The 17,224-nt window shown below is 56.0% G+C and carries 17 protein-coding genes; all 17 read left to right on the top strand.

The features are described from left to right. The first annotated feature begins 32 nt into the window (after window positions 1–32). The 17 genes from fliJ (at window position 33) to NNL38_RS11760 (ending at window position 17,076) form a co-directional block, all read left to right on the top strand. The gene (fliJ, locus tag NNL38_RS11840; protein WP_255388236.1) at window positions 33–476 is read left to right on the top strand and encodes a flagellar export protein FliJ; all 444 of its coding nucleotides are present in this window, start codon (window positions 33–35) and stop codon (window positions 474–476) included. 114 nt (window positions 477–590) lie between these two features. Next, window positions 591–2,594, top strand: a complete 2,004-nt coding sequence (locus NNL38_RS11835; protein ID WP_255388235.1) for a flagellar hook-length control protein FliK — start codon at window positions 591–593, stop codon at window positions 2,592–2,594. A gap of 51 nt (window positions 2,595–2,645) precedes the next feature. Beyond that, a complete protein-coding gene (fliL, locus tag NNL38_RS11830; RefSeq protein WP_255388234.1) occupies window positions 2,646–3,140 on the top strand; it encodes a flagellar basal body-associated protein FliL in 495 nt (164 codons plus the stop codon). A 7-nt stretch (window positions 3,141–3,147) separates the two neighbouring features. Beyond that, window positions 3,148–4,197 (top strand): flagellar motor switch protein FliM, encoded by a 1,050-nt coding sequence (gene fliM / locus NNL38_RS11825; protein ID WP_255388233.1) that lies wholly within the window; start codon window positions 3,148–3,150, stop codon window positions 4,195–4,197. 12 nt (window positions 4,198–4,209) lie between these two features. After that, the gene (fliN, locus tag NNL38_RS11820) at window positions 4,210–4,602 is read left to right on the top strand and encodes a flagellar motor switch protein FliN (protein WP_439651354.1); all 393 of its coding nucleotides are present in this window, start codon (window positions 4,210–4,212) and stop codon (window positions 4,600–4,602) included. An 8-nt stretch (window positions 4,603–4,610) separates the two neighbouring features. Next, entirely contained in the window at window positions 4,611–5,021 is a 411-nt protein-coding gene (gene fliO, locus NNL38_RS11815) for a flagellar biosynthetic protein FliO (protein WP_255388231.1), read from the top strand. Window positions 5,022–5,046: 25 nt separating this feature from the next. Further along, on the top strand, window positions 5,047–5,835 hold the full coding sequence (gene fliP, locus NNL38_RS11810) for a flagellar type III secretion system pore protein FliP (RefSeq protein WP_255390631.1): 789 nt from the start codon (window positions 5,047–5,049) through the stop codon (window positions 5,833–5,835). Window positions 5,836–5,849: 14 nt separating this feature from the next. Then, window positions 5,850–6,119: a flagellar biosynthesis protein FliQ gene (gene fliQ / locus NNL38_RS11805; RefSeq protein ID WP_255388230.1), complete on the top strand. Its 270-nt coding sequence runs from the start codon at window positions 5,850–5,852 to the stop codon at window positions 6,117–6,119. Between the two features lie 36 nt (window positions 6,120–6,155). Then, window positions 6,156–6,938, top strand: a complete 783-nt coding sequence (gene fliR / locus NNL38_RS11800) for a flagellar biosynthetic protein FliR (protein WP_255388229.1) — start codon at window positions 6,156–6,158, stop codon at window positions 6,936–6,938. Continuing rightward, entirely contained in the window at window positions 6,938–8,068 is a 1,131-nt protein-coding gene (flhB, locus tag NNL38_RS11795; RefSeq protein ID WP_255388228.1) for a flagellar biosynthesis protein FlhB, read from the top strand. The genes fliR and flhB overlap by 1 nt, the downstream gene beginning before the upstream one ends. 178 nt (window positions 8,069–8,246) lie before the next feature. Beyond that, entirely contained in the window at window positions 8,247–10,343 is a 2,097-nt protein-coding gene (gene flhA / locus NNL38_RS11790) for a flagellar biosynthesis protein FlhA (protein ID WP_255388227.1), read from the top strand. A gap of 75 nt (window positions 10,344–10,418) precedes the next feature. Next, a complete protein-coding gene (gene flhF, locus NNL38_RS11785) occupies window positions 10,419–12,053 on the top strand; it encodes a flagellar biosynthesis GTPase FlhF (protein ID WP_255388226.1) in 1,635 nt (544 codons plus the stop codon). Next, window positions 12,046–12,933: a MinD/ParA family protein gene (locus NNL38_RS11780; RefSeq protein ID WP_255388225.1), complete on the top strand. Its 888-nt coding sequence runs from the start codon at window positions 12,046–12,048 to the stop codon at window positions 12,931–12,933. Before flhF ends, NNL38_RS11780 begins: the two co-directional genes overlap by 8 nt. Next, window positions 12,926–13,648, top strand: a complete 723-nt coding sequence (locus NNL38_RS11775) for an RNA polymerase sigma factor FliA (RefSeq protein WP_255388224.1) — start codon at window positions 12,926–12,928, stop codon at window positions 13,646–13,648. Before NNL38_RS11780 ends, NNL38_RS11775 begins: the two co-directional genes overlap by 8 nt. 54 nt (window positions 13,649–13,702) lie before the next feature. Continuing rightward, a complete protein-coding gene (gene cheY, locus NNL38_RS11770) occupies window positions 13,703–14,074 on the top strand; it encodes a chemotaxis response regulator CheY (protein WP_036800231.1) in 372 nt (123 codons plus the stop codon). A gap of 35 nt (window positions 14,075–14,109) precedes the next feature. Beyond that, window positions 14,110–14,829, top strand: a complete 720-nt coding sequence (locus tag NNL38_RS11765; RefSeq protein ID WP_255388223.1) for a protein phosphatase CheZ — start codon at window positions 14,110–14,112, stop codon at window positions 14,827–14,829. Window positions 14,830–14,838: 9 nt separating this feature from the next. Beyond that, a complete protein-coding gene (locus tag NNL38_RS11760; protein ID WP_255388222.1) occupies window positions 14,839–17,076 on the top strand; it encodes a chemotaxis protein CheA in 2,238 nt (745 codons plus the stop codon). Window positions 17,077–17,224 lie beyond the last annotated feature (148 nt).

The following is a 17,224-nucleotide window of genomic DNA, read 5'->3' as shown; positions in this document are numbered from 1 at the left end:
GTGCAAGCTGACTGAGATAAAGTGGAGTCAAGATGGCAGACACGGCACTGACGTTAATCCTGGAAAAAGCGAAAGAGGATGAGCACCAGGCATCGCTGGCACTTAATCAGGCGCGCCTGGAGCTGGAAAGCTACCATCAGCAGCTGCAACAAATTGAGCAGTACCGTTTCGATTACAGCAAACAGATGACAGCCCGGGGACAGAGCGGACTGAGTGCCAGCAGCTTCGGCCATCTGCAGAAGTTTCTCAACCAGCTCGATGAAACGCTGGTCAAGCAGAAAGCCGCCGGGGAACAGTTTGAACAACAAGTCGAGCAGTGTAGCGCGCACTGGCATGAGATGCGCAAAAAACGGCGCTCGGTGGAATGGCTGCTGGAAAAGAAACAGACCGAGCAGCAGCGGTTGCGTGACAAGCAGGAGCAGAAGCTCATGGATGAATTTTCGACCTTGCAATTTGCCCGAAAGCTCTCCCGCTAGCCTGTGGCTTAAGTCAGGGCACCGCGCTGGTGTCGCTGGCCCTTATTTTTATGGTTCACTTCTTGCATAATTTCCGTATCAACACTTTAAGACTTTATCCAGACGAGCATCGTTATGTTTTCATCTCGCTTATTTTCCGCTGAGTCGACGCCTCCTGCAGCCCCTATGGGCGGGAGTCACGCTAGCCTGAAAACGGCAACGCAAGGGCAAGGTGCTGAAACTGCTGAGGAAGGAAAGTTTGCTGATGCATTTCAGAGCGTGACGACTTCCCGTGACAGCCAGGCCACTGACGCGCAGAAAGGCGTGGATCCCAGTGCGGCAAAGCTGGCCGAAGCCGCGCCATCGGCCACTGCATCAGACATGGCGGGTGACGAAAAATCGGCGCAACCGGCAAAAGTATCTGGCGATGCTTCCGTACAGGCTGAAATTGAACCGGCTGCGGGCGAGCAAGGCAGTGAGGAAGTGATTGCGCTGGAAACCGATGGAGAGCAGCTGGATACGATGGCAATGGGCCAGCCTGCGCCTTCATCAGCGCCACGACCAAGTGATGAAAACCTGAGCAGCCGCCAGAATAATGGCGAAAATGGGCTTGATCCCAGCCACAAGCGACAGATAATGGACGACGGTGAAGCTTTGCTGAGCCGCCTCGCTGCTGCTGAAAAACAGTTGGCTGGCGGCAAAAGTCAGCAAGCTGATGGGCTGGCCGCCCCAGAAGTGGGGAAAGAGCACGCACGAGCAGGCAAAGAATTGCCGCTCTCATCGGCTGGCGGGATGCCGCGGGCAGTGGCGATGCAAGGACATGAAGCTGTCGAACCGTCAGCCGGATCAGCGCAAGGGTTGGTTCAGGCTCAGGCTAAAGTGACAGACGGGCAGTCAGGACAGGGCGGTGAGGTTGGGAGAAGCGCAGCACTTGAAAGTTCTGGACCCGGACATACGGGATCGGCCTCTGTGGTCTCGCAAGCCCTGATCCAGAAGGAGGCGGTTGACGAAAAAGCGGCCGATGAGCATCATCTGGTGCGCCCGTTTGTAACAGAGCAGACTCAAGTTGATGACATTCAACTCGATGATACTCAGCTGGCCGCCTTGGCGAAGCTGAGTGGTCAGGGACAGGCGGCGCAGGGAGCCTTAATCAACGCAGATTCGGCGCTGGAGCAGCCTGCGCTTGGCGGTAAGTCTGTCCAGGTGCTGTCGCCTGAGCATGCCGAGTGGTTACAGGCCGTGGCGCAGAAGGTGAAATCAGCCGCCGGCGTACAATCGGTGGATGGTGGGGCTAAAATAGCACCGCCAATGCCGGGAGCGCCGCAGGCGTTAGCTGAAGCGGTTTCAGGCTCTTTGGGTACCAGTTCTATGGGAACTGGCGCTTTGGGATCCGGCATTTTATCGGCGGCAGCGACAATCCCGCAGCATAGCGCGGCAGCGATGCCCGGTCTGATCGCCGCAACCGGTGAAGGGGCGGCCGTCGATGCTAGTCATGCGGCGATGAACAAGGTACAAGCCGAAGCATTGACGGCGGGCACCCTGGCTCAGGGTGTCCTACCGCATGGCGCGGAAGGCAGTGAAGGGCGCGGCGCCGAAGTGGCGCAAGCTGTGACTTCGCTGAATCAGCAGCAAGGGATCAACGCCAGTCCGATCCGAGCGGAAGCGGCGCAGGCACAGACCCCGCTGATGCTCAGTAAAGAGCAAGCCGGTGAGCAACTGGCGGAGCGGGTTCAGGTGATGGTGGCGAAAAACCTCAAGCATGTGGATATTCGTCTGGATCCGCCTGAGCTGGGCCGGTTACAGATTAAACTGTCTCTGAACCAGGATCAGGCCAGCGTCCAGTTCCATGTCGGCAACGCGCAAACCCGCGAGCTGGTGGAACAGGCGATGCCAAGGCTACGCGAGCTGATGAACCAGCAGGGGCTGCAACTGGCACAAAGCAGTGTCCAGCAGGACAGTGGCCGTCAGCAGTTTGCCGGCCAGTCCGGACAGCAGCAACAGACAAATACCGGTCAGTCTGGGAGTGATCAGAGCGGGGGCCAGCAAGGGCATGCCGGTCGCCACGCCCAGCAGACTGACGGTGAATCATTAGAAATGTACGTGAGTCAGCCGACTGACCGCGTTGATTATTACGCATAACAACCAAATACCGCCGGATGGCGGTTTAACCAATCAAGGGTAATCAGAACTATGGCAGATGGCGCAGAGAACGGCGGCGGGAAGAAAAAGCTGATCATCATCATCGCACTGGTGGTGTTGCTTCTGGGAGGCGGTGCCGGGGCATGGTTTTTCCTGATGGGCGATGATGAGCCTGAAGCCGAAACCGCCGATGCGATGCCGCAGGTTGAGCAAGCAATGCCGACCGGCCCGGCTTATTACGTGATCCTGCCGCAGCCGTTTATTTTTAATGTGACCGGCGATAAGCGGGATCGCCTGGTCCAGGTCAAAGTTCAGCTGATGGTGCGTGGGGATGACAATGAGTCCCAGGCCAACCAGCATATTCCTTTGATTGAAAGCACCCTGCTTCAGGCGTTCGGGGCGGCAACCGTTGAGCAGCTCCGGACCCCGACCGGCCGGGCGGATCTGCGCCAGCAGGCGCTGGCGTCGGTGCAGGATGCCATGGTCAAGGTGTCCGGTCAGAAGGTCGTCGAGCGCGTATTGTTTACTGGTTTTGTAATGCAATAGGTTTAATGTGAGTGACTTATTAACCCAAGACGAAATCGATGCCCTGCTCCATGGGGTTGATGACGTCGAAGATGAAGATGGTGGTGGGCAACCCGAAGCCGGTGTTGTCCAGTTTGACTTTTCATCGCAAGACCGGATTGTTCGTGGGCGCATGCCCACCCTGGAGTTGATCAACGAGCGTTTCGCCCGTCATATGCGGATCAGTCTATTTAACATGCTGCGCAAAACGGCGGAAGTGTCGATCAACGGTGTTCAGATGATTAAATTCGGCGAATACCAGAACACACTGTATGTCCCGACCAGTTTGAACATGGTGCGTTTTCGCCCGCTTAAAGGCACCGCGCTGATCACCATGGAAGCGCGGTTGGTGTTTATTCTGGTGGAAAACTTTTTTGGCGGCGACGGCCGCTTTCACGCCAAAATTGAGGGGCGGGAGTTTACCCCGACCGAGCGGCGGATTGTGCAGATGCTGCTCAAGCTGGTGTTTGAAGATTATCGCGAAGCCTGGTCCCCGGTGATGGGCGTCGAGTTCGAGTATCTGGACTCGGAAGTGAACCCGACTATGGCCAATATCGTCAGCCCGACTGAGGTGATTGTTGTCAGCTCGTTCCATATTGAAGTCGATGGCGGCGGCGGTGATTTCCATGTCGTGATGCCATACTCCATGGTCGAGCCGATCCGTGAACTGCTCGATGCCGGTGTCCAGAGTGACAAGATGGATACTGACGTGCGCTGGAGCCAGGCGCTGCGGGATGAAATCATGGACGTGCCGGTGAACCTGCGCGCCAAGCTGCTTGATGTCGAGCTCTCCTTGCGGGATCTGATGGAAATGCAGCCGGGCGATGTGATCCCGATTGATATGCCGGAAGCGGCAACGGTGTTTGTTGAAGATCTGCCGACCTACCGGGCGAAGATGGGCAAATCCGGCGATAACGTGGCGCTGAAGATTAGTGAGAAACTCAAGCGGCCGACTATGGTGAAAACCGATCTGGCCTTCCTTGAAAATGGTACGATTGGCGAGGCGCTCCTCGACGCCGAACCACATGACGATGAATAGCAGGTGTAAGTGATGTCTCAAGATGATCAACAAATTGCTGACGACTGGGCAGCAGCACTGGCCGAGCAGGCGAGTGACGAAGGGGTACAAGCGGCGCCGCTGGAAGAGCTGACGGATGACAGTACGCCGATCACCGATGACGAGCGTCGCAAGCTCGACACGATTATGGATATTCCGGTGACCATTTCGATGGAAGTCGGCCGTACCCAAATCAGTATCCGCAACCTGCTGCAACTGAACCAGGGCTCGGTGGTCGAGCTGGATCGGATCGCCGGGGAATCCCTGGATGTGATGGTGAACGGCACCCTGATTGCCCACGGCGAAGTGGTGGTCGTGAATGATAAGTTTGGTATCCGTCTGACCGATGTGATCAGCCAGACCGAACGAATTAAAAAGCTGCGCTAGGTTTGGACATGCTCAAGATCAGGAGTTGCAAACGGCAGGCGATTGTTCTGGCGGCGGTGGCAAGTGGCCCCGCCAGTGCGGCGCCGCCGGCGGATATGAATATTGCCACCACGCTGGCTGCCCTGATGCTGGTGGTGGTGGTGATATTGTTCCTGGCCTGGCTGCTCAAGCGGATGAAGCTGCCCGGGATCCAGGGAAGTGACAGTGCGATGAGAATTCTCCGTCAGTTGCCGGTCGGGCAGCGGGAGCGGATTGTGCTGTTGCAGGTGGGTGAGGAGCAGATGCTGGTGGGGATCACCCAGCAGAACATTTCGCTGATCAGTAAGCTGGAGCAGCCTTTGTCTGTTGACACGGGGGCCAGCGGTGGTGAGTTTGCCAGTCAATTAACCAACCTGTTAAGAAAGCATGATAAGAAATAGCCTGCTCGCTGCCTTGCTGGTGGCCATGACGCTGCTGCTGGCGCTGCCGGTGATGGCGGAGACAGCCGCAAACAGCGTGACGGTCAGTGAAATGCAAAATGAAGCCGGGGCAACCCGGCTGATGACCACAGGGCAGGGCGGCGGTATTCCGGCCCTGTCGGTCACGGTGAATCCCGACGGCAGCGAGGATTACTCGGTGACCCTGCAGATCCTGGCGCTGATGACAGCGTTGGGCTTTTTGCCGGCAGTGGTGATCCTGATGACCTCCTTTACCCGGATCGTGGTGGTGATGTCGATTTTGCGTCAGGCGATGGGCCTGCAGCAAACACCGTCGAACCAGGTGATCATCGGGATTGCGATGTTCCTGACTTTCTTTGTCATGTCGCCGGTGCTGGATCAAATCAATACCACCGCGCTGCAACCTTATATGAATGAGCAAATGAGTGCTCAGGAGGCCCTGACTGCGGCGCAGAAACCGCTGCGTGCCTTTATGCTCAAGCAAACCCGGGTGAAGGATCTGGAAAGCTTTGTCAATATGTCGGGCTCGACTGCGACTGATCCGCAGGACGTGCCGATGACGGTGCTGATCCCGGCGTTTATTACCTCGGAGCTCAAGACCGCGTTCCAGATTGGCTTTATGCTGTTTCTGCCGTTCCTGATCATCGATCTGGTGGTGGCTTCGGTGCTGATGGCGATGGGGATGATGATGCTGTCGCCGATGATCGTGTCGTTGCCGTTTAAACTCATGCTGTTTGTGCTGGTCGATGGCTGGAATCTGATCCTGTCGACCCTGGCCGGCAGCTTCGGTACCTGACGGGAGGCGTTGCGATGAATCCGGAAGCTTTTGTCGAAATTTTCCAGGACGCCTTGTACATGGTGCTGGTGATGGTCAGTGCGATTGTGGTTCCGGGTCTGCTGATCGGCCTGGTGGTGGCGGTGTTTCAGGCCGCCACCTCAATTAACGAACAGACCCTGAGCTTCCTGCCGCGTTTGATCGTCACCCTGCTGGCGCTGATGTTTTTCGGCCATATGATGACGCAGATGCTGATGGATTATTTTTATCGCATCATTGAACAGATCCCGCAACTGCTCTATTGAGCGGTTTTCCCCTGGCCCTGAGATGAGAGTCGTGCGATGACCTATCCGTCAGCCCTGTTACTGGACTGGATCGCCAATTATTTTTGGCCGTTGACACGTATCTCCTCGATGATGATGGTGATGACCTTTTTCGGCGCCCGTTTTGTCTCGGCCCGGGTGCGGTTGTACCTGTCGATCACTATGACGTTTGCGGTGATGCCGGTGTTGCCTCAGGTGCCGCAAAGTATTGAGTTGCTCTCTCTGGCCGGGTTTATTACCACCGCGCAGCAGGTGATTATCGGCATAGCCATGGGCCTGGTCACCCAGTTTATTACCCAAACCTTTGTCCTGCTGGGGCAAATTCTCGGGATGCAGTCGAGCCTGGGCTTTGCGTCCATGGTCGATCCGGCCAACGGCCAGAATACCCCGGTGCTGGGCCAGTTCTTCATGTTCCTGGCGGTGATGTTGTTTCTGGTCACCGACGGCCATCTGACCATGCTCAATATGGTGGTGCTGAGTTTCAAGACGCTGCCGATTGGCGAATCGATGTTGCGCCCGGCGGATTATTACCAGCTGGCAGGCTGGTTTGGCCTGATGTTCAAGGCGGGACTGAATATGGCCCTGGCGGGGATTGTCGCACTGCTGACGGTGAACCTCTCGTTTGGGGTGATGACCCGGGCTGCGCCGCAGCTCAATATTTTCTCGCTTGGTTTTTCTTTTGCCCTGTTACTTGGCCTGGTGATCTGCTGGTTTTTGGTGGCGTCGATCATGCCGCAATACGAGTATCACTGGGAGATGGGGTTCTCACAAATCTGTAGTTTGATCCGGGTGGATTGCTGATGGCTGAATCAGACGGTCAGGAAAGGACCGAAGACGCCACGCCCCGAAGGCTTCAGCAGGCGCGGGAAAAGGGGCAGATACCGCGCTCAAGAGAACTTGCTTCTGTGGCCGTCCTGGTTGCCGGTGCCGTCGGCCTGATGTGGTTCGGCGAAATCCTCGGCAAAGGACTGGCAGAGGTGATGGCGAAAATGTTCAGCCTGAGCCGGGAAGAAGTGTTCGACCTCAATAAGTTGTTTGCTGTGATCACCGCATCGGTCTGGCATGTCGCTTTTCCGCTGGTGCTCGTGCTGGCCTTTTTATTTGTCGCTGCCGTTGCCGGGGCTGCCGGACTGGGGGGGATCAGTTTTTCCGCCGAGGCGGCCCGGCCTAAGTTGTCGAAAATGAATCCGCTAAGCGGCCTCAAGCGGATGGTCGGCAAACAGAGCGTGGTGGAGCTGATCAAATCGATTTTGAAAGTCGCCCTGGTCGCCGGGGTGGCCTACTTCCTGATGCGCGCCAACCTGGAAGATTTCTTCCAGCTTAATATCGAAGTGTATCCGCAGAACCTGTTCCATGCCCTGGATATTCTCTCGGGGTTTATCCTGCTGATCTGCTGTTCATTGCTGGTCGTCGTTGCCATTGATATCCCCTATCAGATCTGGCAGCACAACGAGCAGTTGAAAATGACCAAGCAGGAGGTGAAAGATGAATTTAAGGAGCAGGAAGGCAAGCCGGAAGTCAAAGGCCGGATCCGGATGTTGCAGCGGGAAATGGCGCAGCGGCGGATGATGGCGGATGTGCCGCAGGCCGACGTTGTGATCACCAACCCGGAGCACTTCTCGGTCGCGCTGCGTTATGATCCTAAGATTGACGCCGCCCCGGTGGTAGTTGCCAAAGGGACGGACCATATCGCCCTGAAAATCAGGGAAATTGCCAATAAACATGACGTTGATATTGTGCCTGCGCCACCGCTGGCCCGGGCGCTGTACCATACCACCGAGCTGGAGCAGCAGATCCCCGACGGCCTGTTTGCCGCCGTCGCCCAGGTACTGGCTTATATCTTCCAGCTCAAGCAATATCGCAAGGGCCGGGGGCAGCGGCCGAACTTGTCAAAAGAGGCGATGAACCTGCCGCCGGAATACCATTACTAGGCCTTTCTACGACGGTGATACGCCATCGCGCATCGCGGAAAACAGGGCTGGCGGGTTGTCAAAATTATGGCTGAAAACCGGGAACGGGAATTGCTAGGAAGGTTCCGGTTTGGCAGCGAAAACGATACTATAGCTGCTGCGCAAGCCTCTCAATCAGACCAACGACGATAGATACCGAATGAAGCTCTCGATACCTTTTACGGATAAACTGCCATTATCCCGCCTGCAATCGATGCCGGCCGTGGGGGCGCCGATCATGGTCCTGGCGACCCTGGCCATGGTGGTGCTGCCGATGCCGCCGCTGCTGCTGGATATGGCCTTTTCCTTCAATATCGCGTTGGCGTTGGTGGTGTTGCTGGTGACGGTTTATACCCGCCGCCCGCTCGATTTTGCTGCGTTTCCAACGGTGCTGCTGATTGCCACCTTGCTGCGACTGGCCCTGAATGTGGCTTCGACCCGGGTGGTGTTACTGTATGGCCATGAAGGACCGGATGCGGCCGGTCAGGTGATCGATGCGTTTGGCTCGGTAGTGATTGGCGGCAACTATGCTGTCGGCCTGGTGGTGTTCCTGATCCTGATGATTATCAACTTTATGGTGGTCACCAAAGGTGCCGGGCGGATCTCCGAGGTGAGTGCCCGCTTTACCCTGGATGCGTTGCCGGGGAAACAAATGGCCATCGATGCCGATTTGAACGCCGGGCTGATTGACCAGGAGCAGGCAAGAACTCGCCGCTCTGAGGTGACTAAAGAAGCCGACTTTTATGGCTCGATGGACGGTGCCTCGAAATTTGTCAAAGGGGATGCAATTGCCGGGATCCTGATCCTGTGTATCAACATTGTCGGCGGGCTGGTTATTGGTATGGGCCAGCATGGGCTGGGCTTTGGCGAAGCGATTGAAATCTACAGTCTGCTGACCATCGGTGATGGTCTGGTGGCGCAAATTCCGTCACTGCTGTTGTCGATCGGCGCTGCCATGATGGTGACGCGTCAAAATACCGACGAGGATATGGGACAGCAGATGGTGTTCCAGATGTTCAACAATCCTCAGGCGTTGATCATCACCGGGGTGATTTTGTTTGTGATGGGCATTGTGCCGGGGATGCCTCATATCCCGTTTCTGCTGCTGGCGGTGCTGATAGGCGCCATTGCCTACTGGCGGATCAAAAAAGAAAAAGAGGCTGCGGCAGCCGAAGCCAACGCGCCTTCGACCGAGCTGGCCACACAGCCGACCCAAAAAGAACTTTCTTGGGATGATGTGCAGCCCGTCGACGTGATTGGCCTCGAAGTGGGGTATCGTTTAATTCCGATGGTGGATAAAGAGCAGGGCGGAGAGCTGCTCGAGCGGGTCAAAGGGGTACGCAAAAAATTGTCGCAGGACTTTGGTTTTCTGATCCCGCCGGTGCACATCCGCGATAATCTGGAACTGCCGCCCAATACCTACCGTCTCAGCCTGATGGGTGTGGCGTGCGGGGAAGCCAGTATTCATCCCAATATGGAACTGGCGATTAATCCGGGCCAGGTGTTCGGCACCATTGACGGGGAAGCGACGACGGATCCGGCTTTCGGCCTGGAAGCGGTGTGGATTATGGAATCACAGCGTGAACATGCCCAGGCGCTGGGTTATACCGTGGTGGATTCGGCCACGGTACTGGCGACGCATTTGAGCCAGATCCTGACCAATAACGCCTCGCAGCTGCTGGGCCATGAAGAAGTACAGAACCTGCTTGAGATGCTCGGGCAGACGACGCCGAAGCTGGTGGAAGCGTTTGTGCCGGATCAGCTCTCGCTTGGGGTGGTGGTGAAAGTGCTGCAGAACTTGCTGCATGAGGGGATCCCGATCCGGGATATTCGCACGATTGTTCAGACGCTCTCTGAGTATGCCGCGAAGAGTCAAGATCCTGACATCCTGACCGCAGCGGTGCGAATTGGCCTAAAACGCCTAATTTGTCAGGAAATCAATGGTATAGAACCTGAACTGCCGGTAATCACTTTGGCGCCAGAGTTGGAACAAATATTGCATAAAACTATGCAGTCTGCCGGCGGTGAGTCGTCCGGTATTGAGCCTGGTCTTGCAGAGCGACTGCAAAGCTCTCTGACTGAGGCAACGCAACAGCAAGAGTTGAAAGGGGAGCCTGCCGTATTACTGACATCCGGGGTACTGCGGTCAACGCTCGCCAAGTTTGTCAAAAATACCATCCCATCACTGCGTGTCCTGTCGTATCAGGAAGTGCCGGATGAGAAGCAGATCCGGATTGTCCATGCCGTGGGCAATTAAGTCCCCGCTGGGTGGAAGCTGGCTGGCATTGCGGCGCAAGCGGTCGCAATAGCGTGATGAAACGGGAAGACGAGATTGAAGATTAAGCGATTTTTTGCCAAAGACATGCGCACTGCATTGAGCGAAGTAAAAGAAGAGCTCGGTGCTGATGCAGTGATCATGTCGAATAAAAAAGTGACGGGTGGCGTCGAAATTGTCGCGGCAGTCGATACCGACGCCGGCAATGAACCGCCGCCGGCTTCCCAGGCCACGCGGGAATCGTTGGCCAATCGGTTGGGTCAGGCGAAGCGAAAACTGGCGGATGATAAGGTCCAGCTCAAGCAATCGCCCGCTAGCCGGTTTGCCAATGTGCTGCAAAACTACACGGGTGGCAGCCAGGAAGAAGCGCAGGCCGAGACTGAGGTTGATTCTTTATCTGCACTGCTCAAGCGGCAGGCAAAAAATTCACCCGGCCAGGCGCGTGACCAGGAGCGAAGCTACGAGCCGCCGCCGCGCGCTGAGCGTCGCGCTTCACTGGGCGGGTATGATCAGCAGAATCCGGATCAGGGCAATCGTCGGCTGGGGAACTATGACCCCGAAGCCCGTCCCGAACGTCGTCAGCCGCGCAATGCTTACGGGGCGCGCCCGTCGGCCCCCTCGCCCAAGCATGCACTGGACATTGGCGAGTATCGCCGTCCCCAGGCCGGTGGCAAGGATGCCTTGCAGGGTGGCAAGCGCAATGGCAACCGTCTCGATCCCAGCCGGTATGAGCCGCGGGGTGGACACGAGAGTGATGAAATTGAGTCGATGCGCAATGAGATGGCCTCGATTCGCCGTTTGCTGGAGCATCAACTGTCCGGGCTGATGTGGCAGGAAGTTGAGCGCCGCGAGCCGATGCGGGCAATGATGATCAAGCGGTTGGAGAAAATGGGTTTGTCACCGGAGCTGGCAGACCAGCTGGCCTGCTATATTCCCGAGGATGTTCCAGCCAATGAAGCCTGGCCGGCGCTGCTTGATTTGCTGTCGGATCAGATCATCACCACCGATGACTGTATTCTGGAAACCGGTGGGGTGGTGGCGCTGCTCGGACCGACCGGGGTCGGGAAAACGACGACCATTGCCAAGTTGGCGGCCCGGGCCGCGATGGATTTTGGCCCGGAGCAGATCGCCCTGGTGACCACAGATACGTACCGGATCGGTGCCCATGAACAGCTGGCGACTTATGGCCGCATTATGGGGTGTCCGGTTCGCGTGGCTAAAGATGCCGAAGAACTGGCCGATATACTGCATCAGTTGAGGCACCGACGTTTGGTACTGCTTGATACGGCGGGGATGGGGCAACGCGATATTCGCCTGTCGGAGCAGCTTGATACCCTGATGCAAAACAGCGGCTCGCAGATCCGCAGTTTCCTGGTGTTGCCGTCGACGGCACAGCGGCGGGTGCTGAATGAAACCATTGAACATTTCCGCAGGATCCCACTGTCAGGCTGTGTGCTGACCAAGTTGGACGAGTCGCTCAGCCTGGGGGAAGTGATTTGTGTATCGATCCAAAATGCACTGCCGATTGCCTACCTGGCTGACGGCCAACGGGTACCGGAAGATATTAAGGTGGCAACCGGGGATTTCCTGGTGGCGCGTGCCAACGAATTACTAGAGCAAGAATTAAGCCAGCAATCTCATTACTGGAGTAGCGATAGTTCAGATAATCAGGCGGCGGACTTTTATGATTGAGAAGGCAATGTACGATCAAGCGAGCGGTTTGCGCCGTATGACAAAACTAACGTCTACCAAAGTGATCACCGTAACCGGTGGTAAAGGTGGGGTCGGCAAGACGAACGTGACTTTGAACATGGCCCTGTCCATGGCTCGTGAAGGCAAGCGCGTCATGGTGCTGGATGCAGATTTGGGGTTGGCCAATGTCGACGTCATGCTGGGTCTGCGCGCGCATCGCAATTTGTCGCATGTTTTGGCCGGTCAGTGTGATTTGCAGGATATCATCGTAGAAGGTCCGTACGGAGTGAAAATTATCCCGGCGGCATCGGGCACCCAGAGTATGGCAGAGCTAACCGCCGCGCAGCATATGGGGCTGATCCGGGCATTCAGTAGTCTGGATGAAGAGGTCGATGTGCTGTTGGTCGATACCGCGGCCGGGATCTCTGACATGGTGCTCAGCTTTTCCCGCGCCGCCCAGGACGTGCTGGTGGTGGTGTGTGATGAGCCGACCTCCATTACCGACGCCTACGCCCTGATTAAGATCCTCAGTCGCGAATATGATGTTCAGCGCTTCAAGATTGTCGCCAATATGGTGCGCAGCTACCGCGAAGGGCGCGAGCTGTTTGCCAAGCTGACCCGGGTCACCGAGCGCTTTTTGCATGCCAACCTGGAGCTGGTGGCCTGTGTTCCGCTGGATGATCGGGTGCGTCAGTCGGTGAAGCGGCAGAAGGTGGTGGTTGAGGCTTTCCCGCGCAGCCCGGCTGCGCTGGCGCTGAGCTCGCTGGCGACCAAAGCGCTGACCTGGCCGGTGCCGGACAGCGCTGGCGGGCATTTGGAATTCTTCGTGGAGAAGCTGTTGGTTAAACAAACACCCAATGAGGTTTCTCTAGGTGAATAAAGCACTGACATACGGACGCTATCAGGAAAGTCCGCATGCCTTTATTGAGCGTTATTCGTCTTTAGTAAAGCGCATAGCCCATCACCTGATGGGGCGATTACCGCCTAACGTTCTACTAGAAGATTTAATTCAGGCGGGTATGATTGGCCTGCTTGAAGCACAGCAGAATTATGATCCCAGCAAAGGTGCCAGTTTTGAGACCTTCGCCGGGATCCGGATTCGCGGCGCGATGTTGGATGACATCCGCCGTGGTGATTGGGTTCCGCGCTCGGTGTACAAAAACAGTCGCCGGATTTCGGAAGCCATTTCCTTCCTTGAAGGAGAGCTTGGGCGAGACCCGAATGATCAGGAAATTGCCGAACATCTCGAAATGACACTCGAACAGTACCATCAGGCTTTAAATGATGTTAATTGTGGTCGCCTAGTGGGGATGGATGATTTGGGTGTATCCGAAGATGCTGTCGCGACTGAGGCTGCGGTTGAAGAAAATCTTCCCTTTCAGGGTGTTGTAGATGATAATTTCCGTCATTCACTGGCTGAAGCAATAAAGACACTGCCGGAAAGAGAGGCGCTGGTCTTGTCTCTTTACTATGATGAGGAGCTCAATCTCAAAGAGATTGGGGCGGTGCTCGGGGTCAGTGAATCCCGGGTCTGCCAGATTCATAGTCAGGCGATGCAACGCTTGCGATCCAAGCTGAAATCTTGGACGGCTTAATAAACACTAGATAAAAACACTGTGACCTCAGTGGAGGCAACTTTGAATAAAAACATGAAAATCCTCATTGTCGATGACTTTTCGACAATGCGCCGTATCGTTAAAAACTTGCTACGTGATCTGGGCTTTAACAACACCCAGGAGGCGGATGATGGATTGACTGCGCTACCCATGCTGAAAAAAGGTGGTTTCGATTTCGTAGTGACCGACTGGAATATGCCGGGAATGCAAGGTATTGACTTGCTTAAGCACATTCGTGCCGACGATGAATTGAAACACCTCCCTGTGTTGATGATTACCGCAGAAGCAAAGCGTGAGCAAATCATTGAAGCGGCTCAGGCGGGTGTAAACGGCTATATCGTGAAGCCATTTACTGCTGCCACACTGAAAGAGAAGCTGGATAAGATCTTCGAGCGCATGCAGTAATCATTTTCGTCAGGCGCTAATAGGGTAATACAAAAATGATTTCACTCGATCAGGCGAAACAGCTTGTCAGCCTGCTTGAAGAGGGCAAGCAAGACGAAGCCAATACGCTTGTGCAATCACTGGTCTCTGACAGCCGTGATCCTGTCTACGCAGAAGTGGGCAAGTTGACTCGCCAACTGCACAACTCTCTGGCCAATTTTCGCCTTGATCCCCGTATCAGCGATATTGCGAAAAACGAAATTCCTGATGCCCGCGACCGTTTATCTTATGTCATAGATAAAACGGAAGCTGCGGCTAACACCACCATGGATGCGATCGACAATATCGAACCGCTGGCCAACCGGATGAGTGAGACGCTCAGCCAGGTACATCCGCAGTGGAAACGCCTGATGGGCGGGAAAATTGCGCTCAATGAGTTTAAGGCGCTCTGTCATGAAATCGATCGATTGCTGGAGCAGGTCGACAGCGACAACAATGCGCTTCGCAGTCAACTGACTGAAATTTTAATGGCTCAAGACTTTCAGGATCTGACCGGACAAATCATACGTCGTGTCATCGAACTGGTGCACGAGGTGGAAGATCAATTAGTCGATATCCTTAAAGCCTTTGGCATGGAACAAGAAGACAGGGCTGAGGCGAAAAACGTCGTCTGTGAGCTTTCTCCCGAGGGCCCAATCGTCAACAGCGAGCATCGTGAAGATGTCATGTCCTCCCAGGATGATGTTGACGACTTGCTGTCTAGTCTTGGATTTTAGGGGAAATATATGAGCTTTGATTTAGACGAAGACATCCTGCAGGACTTTTTAATTGAAGCAGGGGAAATTCTTGAGTTGCTGTCTGAGCAGTTGGTCGAGCTGGAACGCAGCCCGGAAGACTCCGATTTGCTCAATGCGATTTTCCGTGGCTTTCACACCGTCAAGGGCGGTGCTGGTTTCCTTTCTTTGACTCCGCTGGTGAATGCTTGTCACGGGGCCGAAAACGTTTTTGATTTATTGCGCACGGGCAAGCGCAGTGTCACACCGGAACTGATGGATGTGATCCTGGAAGCGCTGGACACCATCAATGCGATGTTCAGCCAGGTTCAGGACCGTGAACCGGTTGATCCGGCCGACCAGCACCTGCTCGATGCCCTGCACCGCTTTAGCCAGCCGCCGGGTGAGGAAGAGCTGGTTGAGGCTGCTGCACCGGTTGCAGAGCCGGTGGTTGAGGCTCCGGAGCCCGTTGCTGAGCCGACCCCTGCACCAGAGCCGGCTGCGACAACTGATCCTAAGGCGATTGCTGGCGACTCGGTAGATGAAATTACCCAGGATGAATTTGACCGTCTGCTCGATGAGCTGCACGGTAATGGTTGTGGACCATCTGCCTCGGCCACTCCGGCACCCGCCCCGCAAGCCGCGCCCCAGTCGCAGGCCGTCGAGGCACCCGAGTCCGGTGACATCACCGATGATGAATTTGAACGCTTGCTGGATGAACTTCACGGTGCCGGAAAAGGCCCGGGGAATAGTGATGTGCCAGCCGTGCCGGCTCAGCCGACACCGCCAGCTGTTGGCGGCGACGGTGATGATGATTTGATGACAGATGACGAGTTCGAGCGTCTGTTAGATGAGCTACATGGCAGTGGCAAAGGCCCGAGCGCTGAAGAGCTGGAGATGGCGACCAAGCCGGTCGCAGAGATGCTGGCCGAGAAGCCCGAGCCCGCGCCGACTCCGGCGGCATCGCCACAGCCCCAAGCTCCGGTCAGTGCGCCTGCGCAGCCTGAGGCTGCTGCACCTGCGCCACAGCCTGTTGCATCGAAGCCGAAACCGGCCGGTGCGAAAGAGAAGGCCAAGCCGGCGCCAGAGGCCAGCGTGCGTGTTGATACGTCAACCCTGGATACCATTATGAACATGGTCGGGGAGCTGGTGTTGGTGCGTAACCGCCTGGTCAGCCTGGGCCTGAACACCAATGATGAAGAGATGTCGAAAGCGGTCTCGAATCTGGATGTGGTGACGGCTGATCTGCAAGGCGCGGTAATGAAAACCCGGATGCAGCCGATTAAGAAAGTCTTTGGCCGTTTCCCTCGGGTAGTCCGTGATTTAGCCCGCAGCCTGAAGAAAGAAATCGTGCTGGAAATGCGTGGCGAAGAGACCGACCTGGATAAAAACCTGGTCGAGGCCCTGGCCGATCCCCTGGTTCACTTGGTGCGCAACTCGGTCGACCACGGGATTGAAATGCCGGATGTACGTGAGAAAGCCGGCAAGCCCCGGGTGGGGACGGTTCTGCTGGGGGCGTCCCAGGAAGGCGATCATATTCTGCTGACCATCGAGGATGATGGGGGCGGTATGGATCCTGATCGTCTGCGCGGGATTGCGGTCGAGCGTGGCCTGATGGACACGGATGCAGCTTCCCGTTTGACCGACAGCGAGTGTTACAACCTGATTTTTGCCCCAGGCTTCTCAACCAAGAAAGATATCTCGGATATTTCTGGTCGTGGCGTCGGCATGGACGTGGTGAAAACCGGGATCAGCCAGCTCAATGGCTCGATCAGCATTGATTCGGCGCTGGGCCGCGGAACGCGTATCGACATTAAAGTGCCGCTGACCCTGGCGATTCTGCCGACCCTGATGGTGGGCGTTGCCGAGCAGCCATTTGCGCTGCCGTTGGCCAGCGTGAATGAGATCTTCCATCTCGACTTGCGCAAAACCAACACCGTTGATGGGCAGCTGACGATCATTGTCCGCGACAAAGCCATTCCGTTGTTCTATCTGCAAGACTGGCTGACAGCGGTCGGCCTGCCGAAGCGGGATCGGGATCATGGCCATGTGGTCATCGTTCAGATCGGCCACCAGAGTATCGGGTTTGTCGTCGATACCCTGATTGGCCAGGAAGAAGTGGTGATCAAGCCGCTTGATGAGCTGTTGCAGGGAACGCCGGGTATGGCGGGTGCCACGATCACCAGTGACGGCCATATTGCGCTGATCCTGGATGTGCCAAACCTGCTGAAACACTACGCAGGACGTTAAACGCAGCGTCCCCCTCTGGCAAATCATAACCAAGAAAAAAGTTAGGGGCGTTGAGCCCCTAACCCGTCACAAGCGGGTTGAATCATGCGCTGGTTTTGAACCCTTGTTTGGCTCAGGACTGGGAATGATTCAGCTTGTTGTTCGGCTG

Origin of the sequence: Photobacterium atrarenae (assembly GCF_024380015.1) — a bacterium.
GTDB classification, from domain to species: Bacteria; Pseudomonadota; Gammaproteobacteria; order Enterobacterales; family Vibrionaceae; genus Photobacterium; species Photobacterium atrarenae.
Note: the sequence above shows the minus strand (reverse complement) of the source record. Positions and strands in the feature narration are given on the sequence as shown.

Bases quoted from the DNA above. Each gene is read 5' to 3' on its own strand.
- fliJ (WP_255388236.1), top strand. From the start codon at position 33: ATGGCAGACACGGCACTGACGTTAATCCTGGAAAAAGCGAAAGAGGAT.
- NNL38_RS11835 (WP_255388235.1), top strand. From the start codon at position 591: ATGTTTTCATCTCGCTTATTTTCCGCTGAGTCGACGCCTCCTGCAGCC.
- fliL (WP_255388234.1), top strand. From the start codon at position 2,646: ATGGCAGATGGCGCAGAGAACGGCGGCGGGAAGAAAAAGCTGATCATC.
- fliN (WP_439651354.1), top strand. From the start codon at position 4,210: ATGTCTCAAGATGATCAACAAATTGCTGACGACTGGGCAGCAGCACTG.
- fliO (WP_255388231.1), top strand. From the start codon at position 4,611: ATGCTCAAGATCAGGAGTTGCAAACGGCAGGCGATTGTTCTGGCGGCG.
- fliP (WP_255390631.1), top strand. From the start codon at position 5,047: ATGACGCTGCTGCTGGCGCTGCCGGTGATGGCGGAGACAGCCGCAAAC.
- fliQ (WP_255388230.1), top strand. From the start codon at position 5,850: ATGAATCCGGAAGCTTTTGTCGAAATTTTCCAGGACGCCTTGTACATG.
- fliR (WP_255388229.1), top strand. From the start codon at position 6,156: ATGACCTATCCGTCAGCCCTGTTACTGGACTGGATCGCCAATTATTTT.
- flhB (WP_255388228.1), top strand. From the start codon at position 6,938: ATGGCTGAATCAGACGGTCAGGAAAGGACCGAAGACGCCACGCCCCGA.
- flhA (WP_255388227.1), top strand. From the start codon at position 8,247: ATGAAGCTCTCGATACCTTTTACGGATAAACTGCCATTATCCCGCCTG.
- NNL38_RS11780 (WP_255388225.1), top strand. From the start codon at position 12,046: ATGATTGAGAAGGCAATGTACGATCAAGCGAGCGGTTTGCGCCGTATG.
- cheY (WP_036800231.1), top strand. From the start codon at position 13,703: ATGAAAATCCTCATTGTCGATGACTTTTCGACAATGCGCCGTATCGTT.
- NNL38_RS11765 (WP_255388223.1), top strand. From the start codon at position 14,110: ATGATTTCACTCGATCAGGCGAAACAGCTTGTCAGCCTGCTTGAAGAG.
- NNL38_RS11760 (WP_255388222.1), top strand. From the start codon at position 14,839: ATGAGCTTTGATTTAGACGAAGACATCCTGCAGGACTTTTTAATTGAA.